Annotated in this window: 22 protein-coding genes; 14 read left to right on the top strand and 8 right to left on the bottom strand. The window is 42.2% G+C overall.

Going from position 1 to position 23626, the window contains the following annotated elements; genetic code table 11:
• Positions 1 to 237 precede the first annotated feature (237 nt).
• On the top strand, positions 238 to 2130 hold the full coding sequence (gene pepO / locus PCY12_RS01135; protein ID WP_301351157.1) for an endopeptidase PepO: 1893 nt from the start codon (positions 238 to 240) through the stop codon (positions 2128 to 2130).
• Positions 2131 to 2258: 128 nt separating this feature from the next.
• Here pepO and PCY12_RS01130 read toward each other — a convergent pair whose 3' ends face one another.
• Entirely contained in the window at positions 2259 to 2888 is a 630-nt protein-coding gene (locus PCY12_RS01130) for an MBL fold metallo-hydrolase (RefSeq protein WP_301351156.1), read from the bottom strand.
• A gap of 123 nt (positions 2889 to 3011) precedes the next feature.
• Entirely contained in the window at positions 3012 to 3275 is a 264-nt protein-coding gene (locus tag PCY12_RS01125) for a hypothetical protein (RefSeq protein ID WP_000750447.1), read from the bottom strand.
• A gap of 344 nt (positions 3276 to 3619) precedes the next feature.
• Here PCY12_RS01125 and PCY12_RS01120 point away from each other — a divergent pair, with 344 nt between their 5' ends.
• Together PCY12_RS01120 and dtd are read left to right on the top strand one after the other, a co-directional pair.
• The gene (locus PCY12_RS01120; protein WP_301351155.1) at positions 3620 to 5842 is read left to right on the top strand and encodes a bifunctional (p)ppGpp synthetase/guanosine-3',5'-bis(diphosphate) 3'-pyrophosphohydrolase; all 2223 of its coding nucleotides are present in this window, start codon (positions 3620 to 3622) and stop codon (positions 5840 to 5842) included.
• Between the two features lie 29 nt (positions 5843 to 5871).
• A complete protein-coding gene (dtd, locus tag PCY12_RS01115) occupies positions 5872 to 6315 on the top strand; it encodes a D-aminoacyl-tRNA deacylase (RefSeq protein ID WP_301351154.1) in 444 nt (147 codons plus the stop codon).
• 38 nt (positions 6316 to 6353) lie between these two features.
• Here dtd and PCY12_RS01110 read toward each other — a convergent pair whose 3' ends face one another.
• Positions 6354 to 6767, bottom strand: a complete 414-nt coding sequence (locus PCY12_RS01110; RefSeq protein WP_301351153.1) for a hypothetical protein — start codon at positions 6765 to 6767, stop codon at positions 6354 to 6356.
• Positions 6768 to 6930: 163 nt separating this feature from the next.
• Positions 6931 to 7581 (bottom strand): metal-dependent transcriptional regulator, encoded by a 651-nt coding sequence (locus PCY12_RS01105; RefSeq protein WP_301351152.1) that lies wholly within the window; start codon positions 7579 to 7581, stop codon positions 6931 to 6933.
• Between the two features lie 111 nt (positions 7582 to 7692).
• Here PCY12_RS01105 and PCY12_RS01100 point away from each other — a divergent pair, with 111 nt between their 5' ends.
• Positions 7693 to 8535 carry a metallophosphoesterase family protein gene (locus tag PCY12_RS01100; protein ID WP_301351151.1) on the top strand — a complete coding sequence of 281 codons (843 nt, stop codon included), beginning with the start codon at positions 7693 to 7695 and terminating at the stop codon, positions 8533 to 8535.
• Positions 8536 to 8610: 75 nt separating this feature from the next.
• A complete protein-coding gene (locus PCY12_RS01095) occupies positions 8611 to 9048 on the top strand; it encodes an Rrf2 family transcriptional regulator (RefSeq protein ID WP_301351150.1) in 438 nt (145 codons plus the stop codon).
• A gap of 144 nt (positions 9049 to 9192) precedes the next feature.
• Here the strand turns inward: PCY12_RS01095 and PCY12_RS01090 are convergent, their stop codons facing one another.
• Entirely contained in the window at positions 9193 to 10281 is a 1089-nt protein-coding gene (locus PCY12_RS01090) for a DUF2974 domain-containing protein (RefSeq protein WP_301351149.1), read from the bottom strand.
• 155 nt (positions 10282 to 10436) lie between these two features.
• Between PCY12_RS01090 and PCY12_RS01085 the strand changes: the two genes are divergently transcribed.
• Both PCY12_RS01085 and PCY12_RS01080 read left to right on the top strand, forming a co-directional pair.
• Positions 10437 to 11114: a response regulator transcription factor gene (locus PCY12_RS01085; RefSeq protein ID WP_000548993.1), complete on the top strand. Its 678-nt coding sequence runs from the start codon at positions 10437 to 10439 to the stop codon at positions 11112 to 11114.
• Complete coding sequence (locus PCY12_RS01080; protein WP_301351148.1) at positions 11107 to 12081, top strand: sensor histidine kinase; 975 nt, start codon at positions 11107 to 11109, stop codon at positions 12079 to 12081. The genes PCY12_RS01085 and PCY12_RS01080 overlap by 8 nt, the downstream gene beginning before the upstream one ends.
• 46 nt (positions 12082 to 12127) lie before the next feature.
• On the opposite strand, the gene thrS is transcribed toward PCY12_RS01080, so the two are convergent.
• Together thrS and PCY12_RS01070 are read right to left on the bottom strand one after the other, a co-directional pair.
• A complete protein-coding gene (thrS, locus tag PCY12_RS01075) occupies positions 12128 to 14071 on the bottom strand; it encodes a threonine--tRNA ligase (protein WP_301351147.1) in 1944 nt (647 codons plus the stop codon).
• 350 nt (positions 14072 to 14421) lie between these two features.
• On the bottom strand, positions 14422 to 14766 hold the full coding sequence (locus PCY12_RS01070; RefSeq protein ID WP_301351146.1) for a hypothetical protein: 345 nt from the start codon (positions 14764 to 14766) through the stop codon (positions 14422 to 14424).
• 202 nt (positions 14767 to 14968) lie between these two features.
• Here PCY12_RS01070 and rpsO point away from each other — a divergent pair, with 202 nt between their 5' ends.
• From rpsO to PCY12_RS01040, 6 genes are all read left to right on the top strand, one after another.
• Positions 14969 to 15238: a 30S ribosomal protein S15 gene (rpsO, locus tag PCY12_RS01065; RefSeq protein WP_001018251.1), complete on the top strand. Its 270-nt coding sequence runs from the start codon at positions 14969 to 14971 to the stop codon at positions 15236 to 15238.
• A 675-nt stretch (positions 15239 to 15913) separates the two neighbouring features.
• Positions 15914 to 16534 (top strand): CadD family cadmium resistance transporter, encoded by a 621-nt coding sequence (locus tag PCY12_RS01060; RefSeq protein WP_000531713.1) that lies wholly within the window; start codon positions 15914 to 15916, stop codon positions 16532 to 16534.
• Positions 16535 to 16792: 258 nt separating this feature from the next.
• Entirely contained in the window at positions 16793 to 17839 is a 1047-nt protein-coding gene (locus tag PCY12_RS01055; protein ID WP_301351145.1) for an iron ABC transporter permease, read from the top strand.
• Position 17840: 1 nt separating this feature from the next.
• Complete coding sequence (locus tag PCY12_RS01050; protein WP_301351144.1) at positions 17841 to 18596, top strand: ABC transporter ATP-binding protein; 756 nt, start codon at positions 17841 to 17843, stop codon at positions 18594 to 18596.
• A gap of 19 nt (positions 18597 to 18615) precedes the next feature.
• A complete protein-coding gene (locus PCY12_RS01045) occupies positions 18616 to 19626 on the top strand; it encodes an ABC transporter substrate-binding protein (RefSeq protein ID WP_301351143.1) in 1011 nt (336 codons plus the stop codon).
• On the top strand, positions 19607 to 20299 hold the full coding sequence (locus PCY12_RS01040) for an alpha/beta hydrolase-fold protein (protein WP_301351142.1): 693 nt from the start codon (positions 19607 to 19609) through the stop codon (positions 20297 to 20299). The genes PCY12_RS01045 and PCY12_RS01040 overlap by 20 nt, the downstream gene beginning before the upstream one ends.
• A gap of 43 nt (positions 20300 to 20342) precedes the next feature.
• Here the strand turns inward: PCY12_RS01040 and PCY12_RS01035 are convergent, their stop codons facing one another.
• Positions 20343 to 21092, bottom strand: a complete 750-nt coding sequence (locus PCY12_RS01035) for a 1-acyl-sn-glycerol-3-phosphate acyltransferase (RefSeq protein WP_173277464.1) — start codon at positions 21090 to 21092, stop codon at positions 20343 to 20345.
• A gap of 132 nt (positions 21093 to 21224) precedes the next feature.
• Between PCY12_RS01035 and PCY12_RS01030 the strand changes: the two genes are divergently transcribed.
• The gene (locus PCY12_RS01030; RefSeq protein WP_301351263.1) at positions 21225 to 23561 is read left to right on the top strand and encodes a cation-translocating P-type ATPase; all 2337 of its coding nucleotides are present in this window, start codon (positions 21225 to 21227) and stop codon (positions 23559 to 23561) included.
• Positions 23562 to 23626 lie beyond the last annotated feature (65 nt).

Genomic DNA, 23626 nt, shown 5'->3' with positions numbered 1-23626 from the left:
CATAAAATCTACCTCCTAATATTTAAATTTCAAGTAGCAAAGCTACGAGATAGATAAAATTTTATCATTTTATATATTTTTTGTCAATTCATTTTTCAGACAATTAATTTTTTTGTGAATTTTTAAAAAATTAAAATAATAACTGAAAAATGATGGAAAGAGAAAGTTCATTTTTAATTGCATTCCTAGGTAATTTTTGTTAAGCTAAAAGCAAGTACAAATGAAAGCGAGAACACGATGACACGTTATCAAGATGATTTTTATGATGCTATCAATGGAGAATGGCAACAGACAGCTGAAATCCCAGCAGATAAGTCTCAAACAGGAGGTTTTGTTGATTTAGACCAGGAAATTGAAGATCTGATGCTGGCGACAACAGACAAGTGGTTGGCAGGAGAAGAGGTGCCTGAGGATGCTATCTTGGCAAACTTTGTCAAATATCACCGCCTAGTTCGTGATTTTGACAAGAGAGAAGCTGACGGTATCACACCTGTCTTACCACTTCTTAAAGAATTCCAAGAATTGGAGACTTTTGCGGATTTTACAGCTAAACTAGCAGAGTTTGAGCTTGCAGGAAAACCAAACTTCCTTCCTTTTGGTGTATCGCCAGACTTTATGGATGCTAGAATCAATGTTCTATGGGCTAGCGCTCCAAGCACGATCCTTCCAGATACGACCTACTATGCTGAAGACCATCCTCAGCGTGAAGAGCTTTTGACTCTTTGGAAAGAAAGCAGCGTAAATCTTCTCAAGGCTTATGATTTCTCTGATGCAGAAATTGAAGACTTGCTAGAGAAAAGATTAGAATTGGACCGCCGAGTTGCGGCAGTGGTGCTCTCTAATGAAGAAAGTTCAGAATATGCTAAACTTTACCATCCATACGCTTACGAAGATTTCAAGAAATTTGCACCTGCCTTACCTTTGGATGACTTCTTCCAAGCCGTTCTTGGACAAGTACCAGACAAGGTTATCGTAGACGAGGAACGTTTCTGGCAAGCAGCAGATCAATTCTATAGTGAAGAGGCATGGTCTCTTCTTAAGGCAACCTTAATTTTAAGTGTTGTGAATCTCTCGACCAGCTATTTAACAGAAGAAATCCGTGTCTTGTCAGGTGCCTACAGCCGTGCGCTTTCAGGAGTTCCAGAAGCCAAAGACAAGGTCAAGGCAGCTTATCAACTAGCACAAGGTCCTTTCAAACAAGCCTTGGGGCTCTGGTATGCCCATGAAAAATTCTCCCCAGAAGCCAAGGCAGATGTGGAGAAAAAAGTGGCAACCATGATTGATGTCTATAAGGAACGCTTGGCCAAGAATGACTGGCTGACTCCAGAAACTCGTGACAAGGCTATCGTCAAACTCAATGTCATCAAGCCTTATATCGGTTACCCAGAAGAATTGCCTGAACGCTATAAGGACAAGGTAGTGGATGAGACTGCTAGTCTTTTTGACAATGCTCTAGCCTTTGCGCGTGTGGAAATCAAACACAGTTGGAGCAAGTGGAACCAACCTGTTGACTACAAGGAATGGGGCATGCCTGCTCATATGGTCAATGCTTATTACAATCCACAGAAGAACTTAATTGTCTTCCCAGCAGCTATTTTACAGGCACCTTTCTATGATTTGCATCAGTCATCTTCTGCTAACTACGGTGGGATTGGGGCAGTTATTGCCCATGAAATTTCCCACGCCTTTGATACCAACGGAGCTTCCTTTGACGAAAATGGTAGCCTCAAGGATTGGTGGACAGAGAGCGACTATGCTGCCTTCAAGGAGAAAACACAAAAAGTTATCGATCAATTTGATGGACAGGATTCTTATGGTGCAACCATCAACGGTAAATTGACTGTATCAGAAAACGTGGCTGACTTGGGAGGAATCGCTGCAGCGCTTGAAGCAGCTAAGAGAGAACCAGACTTCTCAGCAGAAGAATTCTTCTACAACTTCGGTCGCATCTGGCGCATGAAAGGTCGTCCAGAATTTATGAAACTTTTGGCTAGCGTCGATGTGCACGCACCAGCCAAACTCCGTGTCAATGTACAAGTACCAAACTTCGATGATTTCTTTACAACCTATGATGTCAAAGAAGGCGACGGTATGTGGCGTTCGCCAGAAGAGCGCGTGATTATTTGGTAATGCAAAAAATCTAGTTATCAGAAAAAAGGCATCCAATCAGGTGTGAAAACCTTGGCTGGATGCCTTTTGTAATAGAAAGATTTGCTGGATAGTGTACTTAAAATGCGATAGACATTGTCATCATTTTACTAGAAAAAAGGATTGAAAGTTTTTTCGTGAGCGATAGTAGTAGCTGGACCATGCCCTGGATAGACGTCGTAGTTTGGTAGGGTCAAAAGTTGGGTTTTGATACTATGGAGGAGTTGCTCCATGCTACCAGTCGGAAGGTCCGTTCGTCCGATTGTTTCACGGAACAGGGCATCACCTGTCAAGACCAAATGAGCATCAGGAAAGACGATAGAAACACCGCCGATAGAGTGACCTGGTGTTGGCAAGACAGTGAAACGAAATTCCTCCAGTTGGTATTCTTCGTGAAAGATAAAAGTGTGTTCTGCAGGTTTTGCGACCACATCTGCCATATCATCGTGGCGGGGAAGCCCAGAGAGATTATCGACAGGAGTATAGAGCCAGCTAGCTTCGCTCTCTGCGATATAGACAGGAGGATTGCCAAAAGTCTCGCGAACCAAGTCCAGACTCATGATATGGTCATAATGGGCGTGGGTCAATAGAATAGCGCAGATTGGTTTGTTGATTTTCTCTATTGTCTGACGAATAGCGTCCCAATGGCTCCCGGGATCGACAACGATGAGGTGCTTTTCACCTTCTAGGTAATAGGTGTTTTCATAGGCAACAGGATTCACAGTTTTATGGATTTTCATATTAGCTCCAATCTCAAAGAATGTACTAAGATAAGTATAGCACAGTTGGGGAAAATAGGTAAGGATTTAGGATGAACTTAAAAACCAGCATGACTAGATGAAGACAGGCTGGTTATCAATTTATCAATATTGGAGAGGTGTCAATTGCCCTTCATAGGTTGCATAAACTCCGTCATTAGCTTGTTTGATAGACGTGATGTTTAGAGTGCCACCGTAGTTGGCTTCTCGTTTATCACTATATTCACTATAAGTTATCCTATTGGGCAGGTTCTGGTCGTTAGCATAATATTGAACGACTGTTTTTTTATAGCTTTGTTGGCTGAATAGGAACAGGCAGCTAACTCCTAACACTAGGAGAGCAAAGATAGAAATAGCAGTTTTTTTCATAGGTGTTCTCCTTATAAACTAAAGGATAAAAGAAAGCATCTTGAGGATTTTTAATTCCAAAATCCAGTCAAGGTACCAGTGTATGTGACACGAGTTCCATCGTTTATCTTTCGTATCTTCAATGGAATTGGGGAAGTCAGAAAGTCTTTGGGTTACAATATGGTTTCCGTTCTTCTATCTCTCCTTCTATCACCTAAGTTTAAAATCTAACTTCGTAATATATTATAGACTAATAATTCAGAATTATCAAGCAATTCTGAATTATTTTTTTCTTATTCTGTTCCAATCTAGTTTTCATATTCTTAAAAAAGTGATAAAATGGTAGGAAGAATTGGAGAGTAGAAATGCCAAAAGAAGTGAATTTAACAGGCGAAGAAGTTGTCGCTTTAACCAAAGAATATTTAACGGAAGAGGATGTTCATTTTGTCCATAAGGCCTTGGTCTATGCGGTGGATTGTCATAGTGGGCAATACCGCAAATCAGGTGAGCCTTATATCATTCACCCCATCCAAGTGGCAGGTATTTTAGCCAAGCTTAAGCTGGATGCCGTAACGGTAGCTTGTGGTTTCTTGCATGATGTGGTGGAAGATACTGATGCGACCTTGGACGATTTGGAAAGAGAGTTTGGTCCTGATGTGCGCGTGATTGTCGATGGGGTTACCAAACTTGGTAAGGTCAAGTACAAGTCTCACGAAGAGCAGTTGGCTGAAAACCACCGCAAGATGCTCATGGCCATGTCTGAGGACATCCGCGTTATCTTGGTTAAACTGTCTGACCGCTTGCACAATATGCGGACCCTGAAACACCTTAGAAAAGACAAACAGGAGCGTATTTCCAAAGAAACCATGGAAATCTATGCACCTCTTGCTCACCGTCTGGGGATTTCCAGTGTCAAATGGGAATTGGAAGACCTGTCTTTCCGTTATCTCAATCCGACAGAGTTTTACAAGATTACCCATATGATGAAGGAAAAGCGTAGAGAGCGTGAAGCCTTGGTGGATGAGGTAGTCACAAAATTAGAGGAATATACGACAGATCGTCACTTGAAAGGGAAGATTTACGGTCGCCCCAAGCATATTTACTCGATTTTCCGCAAAATGCAGGATAAGAGAAAACGGTTTGAGGAAATCTATGATTTGATTGCCATTCGCTGTATTTTGGATACCCAAAGTGATGTTTATGCCATGCTTGGTTATGTTCATGAACTTTGGAAACCCATGCCTGGTCGTTTCAAAGACTATATCGCCAACCGCAAGGCCAATGGTTACCAGTCTATCCATACGACAGTTTATGGGCCAAAAGGACCGATTGAGTTCCAGATTCGAACTAAAGCCATGCACGAGGTGGCTGAGTACGGGGTTGCGGCTCACTGGGCTTATAAGAAAGGAGTTAAGGGGCAGGTTAACAGCAAGGACTCAGCTATTGGGATGAACTGGATCAAGGAGATGATGGAGCTCCAAGACCAGGCTGATGATGCCAAGGAATTTGTGGACTCTGTCAAGGAAAACTATCTGGCTGAGGAGATTTACGTCTTTACTCCAGATGGAGCTGTCCGTTCCCTTCCAAAAGATTCAGGACCGATTGACTTTGCCTATGAAATCCATACCAAGGTCGGTGAAAAAGCGACGGGTGCCAAGGTCAATGGTCGCATGGTTCCACTGACAACCAAGCTCAAGACAGGGGATCAGGTTGAAATTGTCACCAACCCTAATTCTTTTGGACCGAGCCGTGACTGGCTCAACATGGTCAAGACCAGCAAGGCGCGCAATAAGATTCGTCAGTTCTTTAAAAATCAAGATAAGGAATTGTCTGTCAACAAGGGTCGTGAGATGTTGATGGCCCAGTTCCAAGAAAACGGCTATGTGGCCAATAAATTTATGGACAAGCGTCATATGGACCAAGTTCTGCAAAAAACTAGCTATAAAACAGAAGAATCCCTCTTTGCGGCCATTGGTTTTGGAGAAATCGGTGCTATTACCGTCTTTAACCGTCTGACTGAAAAGGAACGCCGTGAGGAAGAACGTGCCAAGGCCAAGGCGGAGGCAGAAGAACTTGTCAAAGGTGGCGAAATCAAGGTTGAAAATAAAGAAACCATCAAGGTCAAGCATGAGGGTGGTGTAGTCATTGAAGGTGCTTCTGGACTCCTCGTGCGGATTGCCAAGTGTTGTAATCCAGTGCCTGGTGACGATATTGTCGGCTACATTACCAAGGGGCGTGGTGTGGCTATTCACCGTGTGGACTGTATGAACCTGCGTGCCCAAGAAAACTACGAGCAACGTCTCCTTGATGTGGAGTGGGAAGACCAGTACTCTAGCTCAAATAAGGAGTATATGGCCCATATCGATATTTACGGCCTCAACCGTACAGGACTGTTGAACGATGTACTGCAAGTTCTTTCAAACACAACCAAGAATATCTCAACAGTCAACGCTCAGCCAACCAAGGATATGAAGTTTGCTAATATCCATGTGTCTTTCGGCATTGCCAACCTCTCGACGCTGACCACGGTCGTGGACAAGATTAAGAGTGTGCCAGAAGTTTACTCTGTCAAACGGACTAACGGTTAATTGCCCTAGCTCTTACTAGAAAGGCTATTATGAAAATCATTATCCAACGGGTTACAAAAGCCCAAGTAAGTATCGAAGGTCAGGTGCAGGGGAAAATCAACCAAGGCCTCTTATTGCTGGTTGGTGTTGGACCAGAGGACCAAGAGGAAGATTTGGACTATGCTGTGAGAAAGCTTGTCAACATGCGGATTTTTTCAGACGCAGAAGGCAAGATGAATCTATCTGTCAAAGATATTGAAGGAGAAATCCTCTCTATTTCTCAGTTTACCCTCTTTGCGGATACTAAGAAAGGTAATCGTCCAGCCTTTACAGGCGCAGCCAAACCTGATATGGCATCAGACTTCTATGACGCTTTCAATCAAAAATTAGCGAAAGAAGTACCCGTTCAGACAGGCATCTTTGGAGCGGATATGCAGGTTGAGCTGGTCAATGACGGACCGGTTACCATTATCCTAGATACTAAAAATAGATAAGAAAGACCAAGCCCGGACGGCTTGGTTTTTCTTATCTATCATAAAATACTCCAAAATGAAATCGGTTCTTGATAGGCTTTTGGGAAGTCTCTTTTCAGGCTTTGGCTTATGCGATAGGAAGAGATGAGATGTCCTAGGATTAGGAGAGCTCCTTGGAGGAAAAGTGAAATACCACTTAAACATATCAAGGAGAGAATCATCAGGATATCCCATAGGAGAATTTGTAAGGCAAAGCGCCAGAATCTCGGTCTAATCTGGGAATAGAGTTGACTAAAGTGGTCACAAAGTTGGTTGGACAGATAGGTCAATAGCACAGGATGAAAGAAAATGAGCCAACCGCTATAAATCAAAATCCAGTCCCAAGTAAGCCCCTCTTTAAATGTCAAAAATGCCAGCATGATTCCATCAATAATAAGGAGCTCAATGGTTTTGATGTATATGATGTTTTTCATGATAAGACCTCCTTTTTTCATCTGTTAGTGACGGAATAGTTTATATATTTATTATACAATATTTAGTCGGAACATGAAAGCGTTTGCTATTATTTTTGATATAAAAAATAGATAAGAAAACCCTGAAAATAAAACTTTCAGGGTTGGTAGGGGACTTGAGAAATTAGTTGATTTTCTCGACATAGAGTTGTTTTGCAATGTCCATATTCACTTGTAAATCCTCGTCTTTACTAAGGATAGTGAAGGTATTGCTGAAGCCATCAAACTGCTTGACTTGGAGCGAATCACCGATGTGAAGTGAGTGCTTGTCCAGATAATGGAGAATGTCAAAACTATCGTGCACCCGAGTTAGGCGATAGGAGCCAGCTTCCTTGATGTCAGCTAGTGGCAGGTTATTGATTTCAACTAGGAGTTCTCCCTTGGCAGGAATGGTTCCTCCGTGGGGGCAGGTTTTGGGGAATCCAAGCAATTTTTCTAATCTCTCCACGAATAGGTCAGAGACAGTATGTTCCAATACCTCAGCTTCTTCGTGAATCTGGTCACTCGTATAGTCTAAATGATGGACTAGAAAAACTTCAATCAAGCGATGCTTACGATAGAGCTCAGAGACCAGTTTGAGGCCGAGGTCAGTCAGTAGATAGCCACATTCTTTGTCCTTGAGGATGAGATTTTCACTCTTCATTCGTTTAATCATTTCAGTTACGGCAGGGGGAGAGACTTGCATGCGGGCAGCAATTTCCTTGTTGGTAATCTTATGCAAATCTATGCTAATTTCATAAATACATTTTAGATAGTCTTCTTTATTCGGGGTCATTCGCTTCCTCTTGTCTAATATCTTTATCTAGTATATCAAAAAAAGCTAGATTTCTCTAGCTGTGACTTTTTATGTTATACTTATTGCAAGAGAAAAAACGAGGAGATGGATATGACGAAAATAGCTCTTCTTTCAGATATTCATGGAAATACCACCGCCTTGGAGGCTGTTTTGGCAGATGCTCGGCAGCTAGGAGTGGATGAATACTGGCTTTTGGGAGACATTCTCATGCCAGGGACAGGGCGTAGAAGGATTTTGGACTTGTTGGCTCAACTACCGATTACAGCTAGAGTTTTGGGAAACTGGGAAGATAGTCTGTGGCATGGTGTCCGCAAGGAACTAGATAGTACTCGTCCCAGTCAACGCTATCTCTTGCGTCAGTGCCAGTATGTTTTAGAGGAAATTTCCCTAGAAGAAATTGAACTGCTCCACAATCAACCACTCCAGATTCATTGTCAGTTTGGTGATTTGACGGTAGGAATTAGCCATCATCTGCCTGATAAGAACTGGGGGCGAGAGTTGATTCATACTGGAGCACAGGAGGATTTTGACCGCTTGGTGACCAATCCGCCTTGTGATATTGCTGTTTATGGTCATATTCACCAGCAGTTGCTTCGTTACGGGACTGGTGGGCAATTGATTGTCAATCCGGGTTCGATTGGGCAACCTTTCTTTTTGGACGCTCAGCTACGGAAGGACTTGAGGGCCCAGTATATGATTTTAGAGTTTGATGGCAAGGGCCTGGTAGATATGGACTTCCGACGGGTAGACTACGATGTGGCAGCTGAATTGCAGCTGGCTAAAGACCTCAAACTTCCCTATTTTGAGGTTTATTATGAAAGTCTGGTTAATGGTATCCATCATACTCACAATCAGGAATTTCTGAGAGAATTGGCCCAGAAAGAGGGCTATGATAGGGAATTAGATGCTTGGTTGAAAAGTGGTAACGATTGACATTACAACTAAAAAGGGTATAATAAAAGAAAAAGAAGAGTAGAGGCAGGGTAGCCTCGTAAAAAGGAGAAGAGGATGCAAATTCCAAGTAGATTTACCATTGCGACTCATATGCTGATAATTATTGCCCTCGAGGGGAAGGAAAGCAAGGTGACCAGTGATTTTCTGGCTGCTAGTGTCGGGGTCAATCCTGTCATTATCAGAAAAACCTTGTCCCAGTTGAAGAAGGCAGAGCTGATTTCAGTAGCGCGTGGAACGGGTGGAACAGAGATTGTCAAAGATCTCAAAGATATTAGTCTTTTAGATGTTTATCAGGCGGTAGAGTGTCTTGGTAAGACAGGTCAGCTCTTTAGTTTCCATGACAATCCAAATCCAAATTGCCCAGTTGGAGCTCATATTCATGATGTTTTGGATCAAAAATTGGAGAGAATCCAGCTGGCTATGGAGGCTGAACTTGGTCAGACCAGTTTAGAACAAGTCGTGGCCGATGCAGAGAGTCAGATCAAGGATTGATTTCTTCTTTAAAACAAAAAAGCTTATGAGAAGGTGCACCTCATCATAAGCTTTTTATATTAGAATGAAGTTAGAACAGTACAACAAAACTTCTAATTCATTTTTAGAAATTGATCTAAATCCCCTAATCGATTTGTTCGTATCTTATTTCATTCTGCTATATCTATTCTTCCAGGCTTGGTAACGGGTATCAATCAATAATTGGGTAAGACGTTCCATGTTTTCCCTTTCTTCTGGAGTGAGGGATTGTGCTTGGACAAAGAGATGATGAATATGTTCGATAGCTCTTAGGGAAGACAGGTCATTGATGGAGCTAATCCCAGCATCGAGAATAGTGCCAAAGAAGAGGTCGAAGTAGAGCTGGAGTTCCTCATCAGGGACTGTGGCCACCCACTCCTTGAAGGTTGTGTCAACTTGTTGGCTATCACTGTTGGTCTTATCCAGTTGAACGAAGTGTTTGTCCTCAATATGCCAACTAAAGGTATCGTGCTGGGCGATACCACCTAAGGCAGTGCTGTGCACGATGATTTGGTGGGCCGGAATTTCCAACATCATACCGATGATGGAACCTTGTGGGATGAAGACCTTGGTTCTATCCATTATCCTTTGATAGCCCTCGGTTTGTGTCAGTTTTTTATGGAGACCAGGCGCATCAAAGGTATAAACAGCTGTGATTTGATTTTGCAAGTTTTGCTCAATTTGACTAGCAGCATAGATGGCTAGATTTCCTCCCTTGGAATGCCCAGCCAGAATGACCTTTTGCTTAGGATGGTGGGCAAAAAAGTTCTTTAAATAGCGGAGGGCGTGCTTTTGAGCAGGAATTTCCTTCATATAGGTCAGGTGAAAATCTTCCTTCCAGCCAATGATACTGTCATCAGTCCCACGAAAGACAATCAGATAGGTGTCGAGAGTGAGGCGGTAGGTCATAGCCGCAAACTGTTTTTGCAGCTCAGGGTCGATGTCGTTGATAAAATGGGAGAATTTGCAATTTTTGAAGCGTTTGTGTTGAGCTAGTTCATCTAATAGCTGGAGACGATTTTTGCTGGTCAACATGTTAGGCTCTCTTGGGACCTGAGGAGCTAGGTCTAAAAGTCGCTGAGGAGTTGTGGAGACCAGATTATCAAAGGAGAGGTAGGTGATTTCTGTTAAGGCTAGAATATCTAATTCATTTAAAGGAAGGTCGTAAAAGGAATCGTGTGCGACATCTTTCAGATAATCAAAAATATTGACCATAATAGCTCCTTTCTTTTTATTTATCTTATCAAATTTCCCTTAAATTAGCTACTAGGATTGCCTCACTATGTTGGCTAAAAACAAGCTATGTCAAATTCAGTTTCAGACCTTCTAGCATGGAAAAATCTGTTATAATAATAGAAAAGGAGGAGCGCATGCACAAGATTTTACTAGTAGAAGATGATCAGGTCATTCGTCAACAAGTCGGGAAAATGCTCTCTGAATGGGGATTTGAAGTGGTTCTGGTAGAAGACTTTATGGAAGTTTTGAGTCTATTTGTTCAATCGGAACCTCATCTGGTCCTCATGGATATTGGACTGCCTTTGTTTAATGGCTATCACTGGTGTCAGGAGATTCGCAAGATTTCCAAGGTACCTATTATGTTTCTGTCTTCGAGAGATCAGGCTATGGATATCGTCATGGCAATCAATATGGGGGCGGATGACTTTGTGACCAAGCCTTTTGACCAGCAGGTTCTTTTAGCCAAGGTTCAGGGCTTGTTGCGCCGTTCCTATGAGTTCGGGCGTGACGAGAGTTTACTGGAATATGCTGGTGTGATTCTTAATACCAAATCCATGGATGTACATTATCAAGGGCAAGTCTTGAATTTGACCAAGAACGAATTTCAGATTTTACGCGTTTTATTTGAGCATGCAGGCAACATCGTAGCGCGTGACGACCTCATGCGGGAACTTTGGAATAGTGATTTTTTCATTGATGATAATACCCTCTCTGTCAATGTGGCTCGTTTGCGTAAAAAGTTGGAAGAGCAGGGCTTGGTAGGATTTATCGAGACCAAGAAAGGAATAGGGTACGGATTGAAGCATGCTTGATTGGAAACAATTTTTTCTAGCCTATCTGCGTTCCCGTAGTCGTCTTTTGGTTTATCTGCTTTCTTTGACGTTTCTGATTTTGCTCTTTCAGTTTTTATTTGCCAGTTTGGGAATTTACTTTCTCTACTTTTTCCTCTTGTGTTGCTTTGTAACCATTTTATTTTTCGCTTGGGACATATTGGTGGAAATGCAGGTCTATCGCCAGGAAATTCTCTATGGGGAGAGGGAAGCCAAATCTCCTTTGGAAATAGCTTTAGCAGAAAAATTAGAAGCGCGTGAGATGGAACTTTATCAGCAGAGGTCAGATTCAGAAAGAAAACTGACGGATTTGCTGGATTACTATACCTTGTGGGTCCATCAGATAAAGACCCCCATTGCAGCTAGTCAACTCTTAGTTGCAGAAGTAGCCGACCGCCAACTGAAGCAGCAATTAGAACAGGAAATTTTCAAGATTGACTCCTATACCAATCTAGTTTTACAATACCTGCGTTTAGAAAGTTTTCATGATGATTTGGTCTTAAAGCAGGTTCAAATTGAGGATTTGGTCAAGGAAATAATTCGTAAATATGCTCTTTTCTTTATTCAAAAAGGCCTAAATGTCAATCTACATGACCTTGATAAAGAAATTGTGACGGATAAGAAGTGGCTGTTAGTGGTCATTGAACAAATCATCTCAAATAGTCTCAAGTACACCAAGGAAGGTGGTCTGGAGATTTATATGGACGGTCAAGAGCTCTGTATCAAGGATACAGGAATCGGGATAAAAAATAGTGATGTTCTCCGAGTCTTTGAACGTGGCTTTTCAGGATACAATGGCCGCCTAACTCAGCAGTCATCTGGACTTGGACTTTACCTATCTAAGAAAATTTCTGAAGAACTGGGTCACCAGATTCACATCGAGTCTGAGGTTGGAGAAGGAACGATAGTGCGGATTCAGTTTGCTCAAGTGAACTTAGTCCTTGAGTGAGCATAGACGAAAAAGCCTCCGGACTGGAGGCTTTTGTGCTAGGTTCTTATTTCTCAACGCGTGATTTGTTGTCGATATCAGCTAGGATAGCTTGAACAAAATCATCTACTGAGACAGTTTGTGTTTCTTTTTGGCCGTAGCGACGAACGTTGACTGTTCCGTCTTCCATTTCCTTGTCCCCAACGATCAATTGGTAAGGAATCTTGCTTGTTTGTGAAGCACGGATCTTGAACTGCATTTTTTCATTGCGCTCATCGACATCAGCACGGACACCACGGTCGCGGAGTTTTTTAGCTACTTCCCATGCGTAGTCCACGTGTTTTTCGTTAGATACTGGGATGAGGGTTACTTGGTGTGGTGCAAGCCATGTTGGGAAGGCACCCTTGTAGTTCTCAATCAAGATAGCTGTGAAGCGTTCCATAGTTGAGATAACTCCACGGTGGATCATAACTGGACGGTGCTCTTCGCCATCAGCTCCGATGTATTTAAGGTCGAAGCGTTCTGGAAGCAAGAAGTCAAGTTGGATAGTAGAAAGAGTTTCTTCTTTTCCAAGAGCGGTCTTAACTTGAATATCCAATTTTGGTCCGTAGAAGGCTGCTTCACCTTCGGCTTCAAAGTAGTCCACACCCATTTCATCAAGAGCTGCACGAAGCATAGTTTGGGCATTTTCCCACATTTCATCGTTATCAAAGTACTTGTGAGTATCTTGAGGGTCACGAAGAGAGAGGCGGAAGCGGTATTCAGTCAAGTTGAAATCTTCATAAACATCGATAATCAACTGAAGGGCACGTTGGAATTCTTCTTGGATTTGTTCTGGAGTAACAAAGAGGTGACCGTCGTTGAGTGACATTTCACGTACACGTTGAAGACCAGTGAGGGCACCAGATTTTTCATAACGGTGCATCATACCAATTTCAGCGATACGGATTGGCAACTCACGGTAAGAGTGAACATGGTGTTTGAAGACTTGGATGTGGTGTGGGCAGTTCATTGGACGAAGGACAAATTCTTCCCCGTCACCCATATCCATAGTTGGGAACATGTCTTCTTGGTAATGATCCCAGTGACCAGAAGTCTTGTAAAGTTCAACAGAAGCAAGAGGTGGAGTGTAGACGTGTTGGTAGCCAGAAGCCAACTCTTTGTCAACGATGTAGCGTTCCAACTCACGACGAATAGTCGCACCATTTGGCAACCAGAATGGCAAACCTTGACCAACCTCTTGAGAAATCATGAAGAGGTCAAGCTCTTTACCAAGTTTACGGTGGTCACGTTCTTTGGCTTCTTCACGCATTTGAAGGTAGTTCTTCAAGTCTTTCTTGTCAAACCAAGCTGTACCGTAGATACGTTGCATCATAGCGTTGTCGCTATTTCCACGCCAGTAAGCACCTGCTACATGGAGAAGGTGGAAGATTTGGATACGGCCTGTTGATGGGACGTGAGGGCCACGGCAAAGGTCTACATATTCACCCTGACGGTAGATAGTCAGACCACCTTCGTCTTCTGAGTGTTCTTCAATCAATTCCAACTTGTAAGGGTCATTTTTGAAGATTTCACGTGCCTCGTCTTTAGTAACTTCTTCACGGATTGATGGGAAGTTTTCTTTGACAATTTTTTGCATTTCTTCTTCGATACGAGGAAGGTCTTCGTTAGAGATTTGACCAGCTGTGTTGTCTGTATCGTAGTAGAAGCCGTCTTCGATGGCTGGACCAACTCCCAAGTGAATGTCTGGGAAAAGACGACGAGCTGCTTGGGCGAACAAGTGAGCAGCTGAGTGACGTAGGATTGGAAGGGCATCTTCGTGATCAGGTGTCACAATTTCGATGCTTCCATCTTCAGTGATAGCACGAGTAGTGTCGATGAGTTTGCCGTTGAATTTACCAGCCAAGGCCTTTTTAGCTAGAGAATTGCTGATAGATTGAGCAATTTCAAAAGTTGTAACGCCAGATTCGAATTCACGAACAGCGCCGTCTGGGAAAGTAATGTTAATCATGATGTTCTCCTTACTTATATTATTGACGAATGTGTTAATCCTATTCTGAAAACAGGGATAGAGAATTGTGAAAGCTAGAAAAACAAAAAGCGACATCCTAGAAAGGACGTCGTAACGTGGTTCCACCTTCATTTATGTACCTCAAAAGAGAGGGACACCTCTGATTGGCTCTAACGTGGCCACCGTTTTATGTTTTCATAAAAACTCAAGAGTAGTATCAGTTTAGACTTCCTATGCGTTTCCAGCAACCACGCACTCTCTAGTAGAAAGGGGCTAAGTGACTTGTCTCTATGGATTATTATAGCATGATTGTGAGATTTTTCAAGGATTTTGTGAAAGTTTTTTGTTTTTCATTTTTGTAGAATATGCTTGATGCCAATACCGGAAACCATGCCCACCAGAGCCAAGGTTTCATAGATTAGCAAGTAAATTAGTATAAACTCACCAAAAGTTATGATAGTAAAGCAAAAGAGCAGTCCGTTACCAATTAACCACCAAAGTGAGAAACGGAAACGGTAGCTATAGAGTAGCGATATAATCAAGATTACCAGAGGTGTAAAGAAGAGAATATTATTTACGTAGAGACTCTTGAGCAAAAGGGGGTCAGAAATGATTAGTGATAACAACTCATAAAGTGGCCAGTAAAAGAAAAAGATGACCAGATAGTAGGGGAGATGGGAATAGAATCTAGGCATGATAATCACCTCGTTTAAAAACAGACAACTTGGATTTCTTACTATGATTATTATAGCATATTTAAAACAAGAAAGTAAATCTGTTGACAAAGAAGTTAGTTATTGGTAGAATAGGGATTGTCGTAAAGACAAATAACTTCTTCTTGGTTACAGGCATGCCAACCTGTCACTCGGATGAAGCCAAATAAAAAGGAGAAACATCATGGCAATCTCAAAAGAGAAAAAAAATGAAATCATCGCACAATATGCACGTCACGAAGGTGATACAGGTTCAGTAGAGGTTCAAGTTGCTGTCCTTACTTGGGAAATCAACCACCTTAACGAACACATCAAACAACACAAAAAAGACCACGCTACTTACCGTGGATTGATGAAGAAAATCGGTCGCCGTCGTAACTTGCTTGCATACTTGCGTAAAAACGACGTTAACCGTTACCGTGAGTTAATCAACTCTCTAGGACTTCGTCGTTAATCTGCTTTATTTTCCACTTACATTGCGTTGTCACCTTACCTCGATATACTCAAGTATAATCTTCGGTTACGGTTCCTAGCACTGTAAGGTAAAATAAACCAGATCTTCTCCCTTCGGGGAGATTTTTTGTTTCACTGAAAGTTTCGTACATTCTTCGCCTCGTCGCCTAGTCTATAAACGGTTTATCCAGCAAGAATTATGATGCTAAGGGCGTAAGAAATCCGTATGAAAATAGGGAAATGACACAGTGTTCGATGAACACAAGGAGTTTCATCTTTTTCACTAGGATTTTAGCCCGGGCTCAAATCAGCTCTCTGACTTCAGAGGGCTCTTTTATTGAGGTTTTATCGGTCACAATTTTGGAGACTACAAAAACCTCAAATGGTATCAGCTAATTACACCATAAGGGTGTGCAGCTACTCGGCTTGAAAAGCCGAGTAACTGTCTGCAAGCCCCCTCGGAGAGCCCACACTTTACGAAGTAAAGTATAGTATGTTATACTTTACATGGAAGTAGTCACCGAATTCCAGTTAGAAATTACTTTGTAACTACATTTTGAGGAGGAGTAAAATGCTTTCCTATGTTCGACATTACCCACTAGCGATAGCTAAATTAATGTGTCTGTGCTCTCCTAAAATCTGCTGATTTATTACTGACCAATACAGGAGGTTTTTTATGGGACAGACAATTATATCTGCTATTGGTGTTTATATTTCCACCAGTATCGATTATTTAATTATTTTATTTATTTTATTTGCACAGCTATCACAGAATAAACAAAAATGGCATATTTATGCGGGGCAATATCTAGGCACAGGCTTACTTGTAGGGGCGAGTTTAGTTGCTGCTTATGTCGTTAATTTCGTGCCTGAAGAATGGATGGTTGGATTGCTTGGTTTAATCCCTATCTATTTAGGGATTCGCTTTGCAATTGTTGGAGAAGGTGAGGAAGAAGAGGAAGAAGAGGAAGAAATTATTGAAAGATTAGAACAAAGCAAGGCAAATCAACTGTTTTGGACAGTTACATTGCTGACAATTGCGTCTGGCGGAGATAATTTAGGTATCTATATACCTTATTTTGCTTCGTTAGATTGGTCACAGACCCTCGTGGCCTTGCTTGTGTTTGTAATCGGCATAATTATCTTATGCGAGATTAGTCGGGTCTTATCCTCTATTCCGTTAATATTCGAGACAATTGAAAAATACGAGCGAATCATTGTGCCCTTAGTATTCATTCTACTTGGACTATACATCATGTATGAAAATGGCACGATAGAGACTTTTCTGACCGTGTAGATTTTTTTGTTTCACTAGGATTTTAGCCCGGGCTCAAATCAGCTCTCTGATTTTCAGAGGGCTTTTTATGTTGTCACCTTACATCGATATACTCAAGTATTATCTTTGCTTATGCTTCCTAACACTGTATGGAAAAATCAACCATAATTTTTCTGATTTTAATTGTATTTTTTCCATAGCTTGTTACACAGTTGAAAATATGGTATACTTTTCATGAGAATTTTCTAAATTTTTAAGATTCTATCAAAGGAGGTTTGCATGCTTTCCAAATTTTCTGGAAGCCGACAAGACCAGCAATTTGTGTTACTTTTAGGTGTTTTGCTAGGTATTTTAGGAATTTCCCTCTTTCTAGCAGTTTCTATGGGATCCGTTGCGATTAATCTAGGAGATACCTATCGGATTATTTTGAGTAGGTTGGGATTTCCTCTTGAGATAGGAGAGGTTTCCAAGTCTACTCTTGCCATTGTATGGAACATGAGATTCCCTCGAGTATTGTTAGGTCTGATAGTAGGAGCAGGCCTTTCTATGTGTGGTAGCGTGATGCAGTCCACAGTGAACAATCCTATCGCTGAGCCCTATGTCTTAGGCATCTCTGCTGGTGCAACTCTAGGTGCAACCTTGAGCATCATTCTTGGTTTAAAAGTGATGATTAGTCTTGGAGCTTTTCTTGGAGCTATTTTGGCAACAATTGCTGTCCTCATCATTGCCTCTATGCAGGGAAGGATGACGACTTCCAGTCTGATTTTATCAGGAACGGTGGTCAATGCTCTCTTTCTGGCTTTTTCAAACTTTATTATCTCAGTCGGCGCTAATGCGGACAGTGTGATGACCATTAAGTTTTGGACCATGGGCTCGCTCGCTGGGACTTCCTGGGCAGACTTGGTCCTGCCAACTATAGTAGTAGGAATAGCCTTTCTATTTTTCTCTACCCAGTATCGTGTTTTTAATGCGATGATGATGGGAGATGAGGCTGCTTTAACTTTGGGGATTCCCTTACGCTTTTATTGGTATCTTTATGTGACCATGGTGGCTGTGCTGACAGCAGTCTTAGTGGCAACCTGTGGGATTATTGGATTTGTTGGTCTGATTACTCCACATTTAGCTCGAGGGTTAGTAGGAACGAATTACAAGAGGCTTTTTCCTGTTGCAACCTTGCTAGGAGCCTTTTTTGTCGTCTGGGCAGATGTACTCTCTCGTGTCATTATTCCAAATGCTGAGTTGCCTATTGGTATTTTCACAGCCTTGGTAGGTGCTCCCTTCTTTATTTACATTGTTGGAGGTAGGCGAAGGGAGGTGAGGGTCTGATATGGATTTGATTTGTCAGGATGTCCACTTTGGACTGGGAGAGAAAAAAATCCTCAAGGGAGTTTCTCTTAAAGTTGAAGGGCATCAATTTCACACGATATTAGGACCAAATGGAAGTGGAAAAACCAGTCTACTTAAACTCCTATATCGTCAGGAAAAGGCGGACAAAGGTTTGATAAGCCTAGATGGAAAGCCTCTGGAACAATGGACGCTCAAAGAAACAGCCAAGCAAATGGCAGTTGTGACCCAGTTTAACCAACTGCAGTTTGATTGTACAGTTGAAGAAATCGTCTTGCTGGGAAGAACTCCCCACCTCTCTTTTTTACAGAAGGAAAAGGAAAGAGATTATACCCTCGTTCAAGATGCCCTCGTCAAGGTGGATATGCTTGAGAAGAAAACTCGTCTCTATTCGTCTCTGTCAGGAGGAGAGAAACAGCGAGTCTTACTAGCCCGCGCCTTGGCGCAAGAACCGACTCTCTTGCTCCTGGACGAACCAACCAATCACCTGGATATCAGGTATCAGCTAGACTTGTTAGCCATTGTGAAGGGGCTCAAGGTCAATGTTCTAGCTGTCCTGCATGATATTCAACTTGCTTGTCTCTATTCAGATTATCTCTATCTGATGAAAGAGGGAGAAATCCTTTACCAAGGGACTCCAAAGGAGACCATCACCCCTGAGTCATTGCAAACTGTATACGGAGTTCAAAGTCAGGTTACTTGGACCGAGGATCAGCAAGCTATGATTCACTATTTATAAGAATGAAAAGGAAAATAAAATGAAAAAAACACTCAGTATTTTACTCGTAACAGTAGCTACCCTAACCATGGTAGCTTGTGGCAATACTACTACAAAAAAAACTACCACACAATCTAGCACAGAAACAAGTCAAAAGGCCAGTACAGAGACGACTTATCCACTAACGGTCCAAACCTATGACGCGAAAGGGAATGAAGTCGAACAAGTCTTTGACAAGGCACCTGAAAAAGTTATCACCAACAATCTTTCAACCACTGAAATCTTATTGGAGTTGGGGTTGAAGGATAAAATTGTTGGCATGCTTAATCCAGACAATGCTGTGACGGACAAATACAAGGACGCGATTGCGACTATTCCTCAAATTGGCGATAAAAAAACAGTCTCACAAGAGACAGTCCTTTCTTATGAGCCAGACGCTGTGATGGGTCGAAACATGATGTTTTCTGAAAAATCCTTGGGGACAGTTAGCACTTGGAATGAAAATAAAACCCCAGTTTATACGCAAAAAGCTTCTCTCTCAACAATTCAACAAGATTTGGGAAATATTGTAGAAGACGTTAAAAATCTTGGAATGATTTTTAATGTTCAGGACAAGGCCAATGAATACGCGGCCCAATTACAAACTAAAATTGACGCTGTTAAGAAAGCAAGCCCAGCAAGCCAAGGTGAAAAGAAAAAGGCTTTGATTATGGTTGCTTATAATGATGAAACTTTTGGTGCCTACAAGTCTGCTTTGCAAGAAAGCCTGCTGAACCAACTTGGTTATACAAACGTTGCTACGGGGACATCAGGCTTGACCTTGGAAAATCTCGTGTCAATGGATCCTGAATTGATTATCTATGTAACCAGCGACCGCAATAAAAAATTGGATGAAAAAGCAGTAGAGCTGATGAAGGCAAATGCTGTTTTGGAAAGCGTTCCTGCTATTAAGAATCAAAAAATTATGACCATCTCTTACGATGAATTGATGGACTATGGTCCAGCAGTGATTGATTCCCTTGAGAAAATCAATGACTTTATCAATAAATAATGAGTTTGATTGGGAAGGAATTCAAGTCAAAATCAGCCTTCCTTCTAACTACGACCTCAATCAAACCTATCCGGCTATTTTATTGAATGATGGAAATTTGGATTTCCTATCGTCCCTTTCCGAATCTGTGATTTTAGTGGGCTTGACCTCTAAAAATCGCCTAGATGATTACACTCCCTGGAAGGCAGCTGCTCTGAGAGATGGAGCTCCAGATTTTGGAGGTCAGGCCAACGTCTATCATGATCATTTATTTGGAGGTCTTTTAGACAAGTTGCAGTTGCTTTATCGACTGGACGAAACTCGTCTTGCCTACGGAGGTTATTCACTAGCTGGTTTGGCGGCAGTCTACAGTCTTTTCAGCTTTGACAAGGTTTCCTGTGTCTTTTCGATCTGCGGTTCCTTTTGGTATCCTGATTTTGTGACTTACTGCAAGGAAGAAAATGTGAAAAATTTGGACTGTTTGCTGTATTTACAGAACGGTCAAACAGAAGGAGCCTATCATACTAATCGCTTGGCTCAAGCACCAGTCTATGCTGAGCAAATCCAGACCAGTCTTCAGAAACGCTATCCGAACGGTCAGTTTGTCTTTGATACTTATGGACACCATGAACAAGTAGCTGAGCGATTCCTAGCTTTTTCCAGCTGGTTGGCCCAAAAATGGAAAATCGAATAAAAGATTTATCCCTTGGCTTTTGCCAAGGGATTGTTGTATTTATTTAACCAAGTTTTTCTCTCTTTTTATCTGGATTCCAGATGAAGCTTGCGATAAAGCTAAAGATGATAGTTAGGATAGCGAGGATAATGGCAAGGATGAGAGCAGGGATGCGGATAAACCACCAGAGTGGATTTGGTTTTTTATTATTGTGCCATTGTTTGGTTTCTTGGTCTAGACGTTGGAATTCTGTTTGGATACGATTGGCGACTGTTTCAATGCCTTCATCATTCATTTTCTTGATATCTGAGATATCAATTGGATTTCCAAAGTTCATATCGACACGTTCACGACTAATCAAGCCTTTCAAAGTCATGGGACCTGTATAGGTAACCGGCATGATACGGACCTTGGCCATTTTGGCAATCAGGGCAACTCCACCCTTGACATCGTTTGAGTGACGGCTTCCACTTGGAAACATGATGAGAGAGCGGTCGCTTTTTTTGAGAACATTGATAGGATATTTGATGGCTGAAGCGTTAGGATTTTCACGGTCAATAGGAAAGGCACCACACATACGAATCCACCATCCAAAGATACGGTTGGTGAAGAGTTCTTTTTTAGCCATAAAGATGAACTGTTTTGGCTTGGTCGCAAAGGCCATGTAAACAGGATCCCACCAGGTACGGTGAGGCGCAACTAAAATATAATTTTCATCTTGATTAGGAATTTTATCAGTATTATGATAGTGGGCATTGCCATTGATGGACCATAGGAGCAAGACAACCAATCCACGTAAATAAGTATAAAACATGCGATCTCCTTCGATTATTTTCTTGTTATTATTATACCTTATCAAAGGAGGGCTGGCAAACTTTTCCCTTGACTAGGTGCATATTTAGGATGAGATTAGAATTCTTTTAGAAAAAATGATATGATAGAATTTATGGATAAAAATAAGATTATGGGATTAACCCAAAGAGAAGTCAAGGAAAGACAGGCTAAGGGCTTGGTCAATGATTTTACCGCATCGGCTAGTACCAGCACTTGGCAAATCGTTAAACGAAATGTCTTTACCCTTTTTAACGCTTTGAACTTTGCCATTGCTTTGGCCCTTGCCTTTGTGCAGGCTTGGAGCAATTTGGTCTTCTTTGCTGTTATCTGCTTTAACGCTTTTTCTGGAATTGTGACCGAGCTACGAGCCAAACACATGGTGGACAAGCTCAATCTCATGACCAAGGAAAAGGTCAAGACTATTCGTGATGGCCAAGAAGTGGCTCTGAATCCTGAAGAATTGGTGTTAGGAGATGTCATTCGTTTGTCTGCTGGAGAGCAAATTCCCAGTGATGCCTTGGTTTTGGAAGGCTTTGCGGAAGTCAATGAAGCCATGTTAACGGGGGAAAGTGATTTGGTGCAAAAGGAAGTTGATGCCTTGCTTTTGTCAGGAAGTTTCTTGGCCAGTGGGTCAGTTTTAGCTCAAGTTCACCATGTAGGTGCAGACAACTATGCTGCCAAACTTATGCTGGAAGCCAAAACAGTGAAACCCATCAACTCCCGTATCATGAAATCTCTGGATAAACTAGCCGGTTTTACTGGGAAGATTATCATTCCCTTTGGTCTAGCTCTCTTGCTAGAAGCCTTGCTTTTAAAAGGCTTGCCTCTTAAGTCATCCGTTGTAAATTCGTCGACAGCCCTTTTGGGGATGTTGCCCAAGGGAATTGCCCTTTTGACCATTACTTCGCTCTTGACTGCAGTGATTAAGTTGGGTTTGAAAAAGGTCTTGGTGCAGGAGATGTACTCTGTTGAGACCTTGGCGCGCGTGGATATGCTCTGTCTGGACAAGACGGGTACCATCACCCAAGGAAAGATGCAGGTGGAGGCTATTCTTCCTTTGACTGAAGAGTATGGAGAGTCAGCGCTTGCCAGCATCCTGACAAGCTATATGGCCCATAGTGAGGATAAAAATCCAACTGCCCAAGCCATTCGCCAGAGATTCCAAGGCCAAGTAGCCTATCCTATGATTTCCAATCTTCCCTTCTCAAGCGACCGCAAGTGGGGAGCAATGGAATTGGAAGGTTTGGGAACAGTTTTCTTAGGTGCACCTGAGATGTTGCTGGATTCTGAGGTCCCTGAAGCCAGAGAGGCCTTGGAGAGAGGTTCACGTGTCTTGGTCCTAGCTATCAGTCAGGAGAAATTAGACCATCACAAGCCGCAGAAACCATCTGATATTCAGGCTCTGGCCTTGCTGGAAATCTTGGACCCCATTCGGGAGGGAGCAGCAGAGACGCTGGACTATCTCCGTTCTCAGGAAGTGGGCCTCAAGATTATCTCTGGTGACAATCCAGTTACGGTATCTAGCATTGCTCAGAAGGCTGGTTTTGCTGACTATGACAGTTATGTAGATTGTTCGAAAATCACGGATGAGGAATTGGTTGCTATGGCTGAGGAGACAGCTATTTTCGGACGGGTTTCCCCTCATCAAAAGAAACTCATCATCCAAACGCTGAAAAAAGCGGGGCATACAACAGCTATGACAGGGGACGGGGTCAATGATATCTTGGCCCTTCGTGAGGCGGATTGTTCCATCGTAATGGCGGAAGGGGATCCAGCGACTCGTCAGATTGCCAATTTGGTTCTCTTGAACTCAGACTTTAATGATGTTCCTGAGATTCTCTTTGAAGGTCGTCGTGTGGTCAATAACATTGCCCATATCGCACCGATTTTCTTGATAAAGACTATCTATTCTTTCTTGCTCGCAGTTATCTGTATTGCCAGTGCTTTATTAGGTCGGTCTGAGTGGATCTTGATTTTCCCTTTCATTCCAATCCAGATTACCATGATTGACCAGTTCGTGGAAGGTTTCCCACCATTCGTTCTGACTTTTGAGCGAAATATCAAACCTGTTGAACCAAACTTCCTCAGAAGATCCATGCTTCGTGCCCTACCAAGCGCTCTCATGGTCGTCTTTAGCGTTCTCTTTGTGAAAATATTTGGAAGTAGCCAAGGTTGGTCTGAGTTAGAAATTTCAACTCTCCTCTATTATCTACTGGGGTCAATTGGTTTCTTATCTGTATTTAGAGCCTGCATGCCATTTACCCTCTGGCGTGTCCTCTTGATTGTTTGGTCAGTAGGAGGCTTCCTAGCTACAGCTCTCTTCCCAAGAATTCAAAAATTGCTTGAAATTTCAAGACTTACAGGACAAACATTACCTATTTATGGTGTCATGATGTTGGTCTTTACCGTGATTTTCATCCTGACTAGTCGCTATCAAGCCAGAAAATAAAGAAAGGCTGCAATCTGTGGATTGCGGTCTTTTTTAGGTGCAAGATTGCTAGCTGAAATGTGGTA

The sequence above is a fragment of the Streptococcus sp. SPS1 genome (assembly GCF_030439915.1).
GTDB lineage: Bacteria > Bacillota > Bacilli > Lactobacillales > Streptococcaceae > Streptococcus.
Note: the sequence above shows the minus strand (reverse complement) of the source record. Positions and strands in the feature narration are given on the sequence as shown.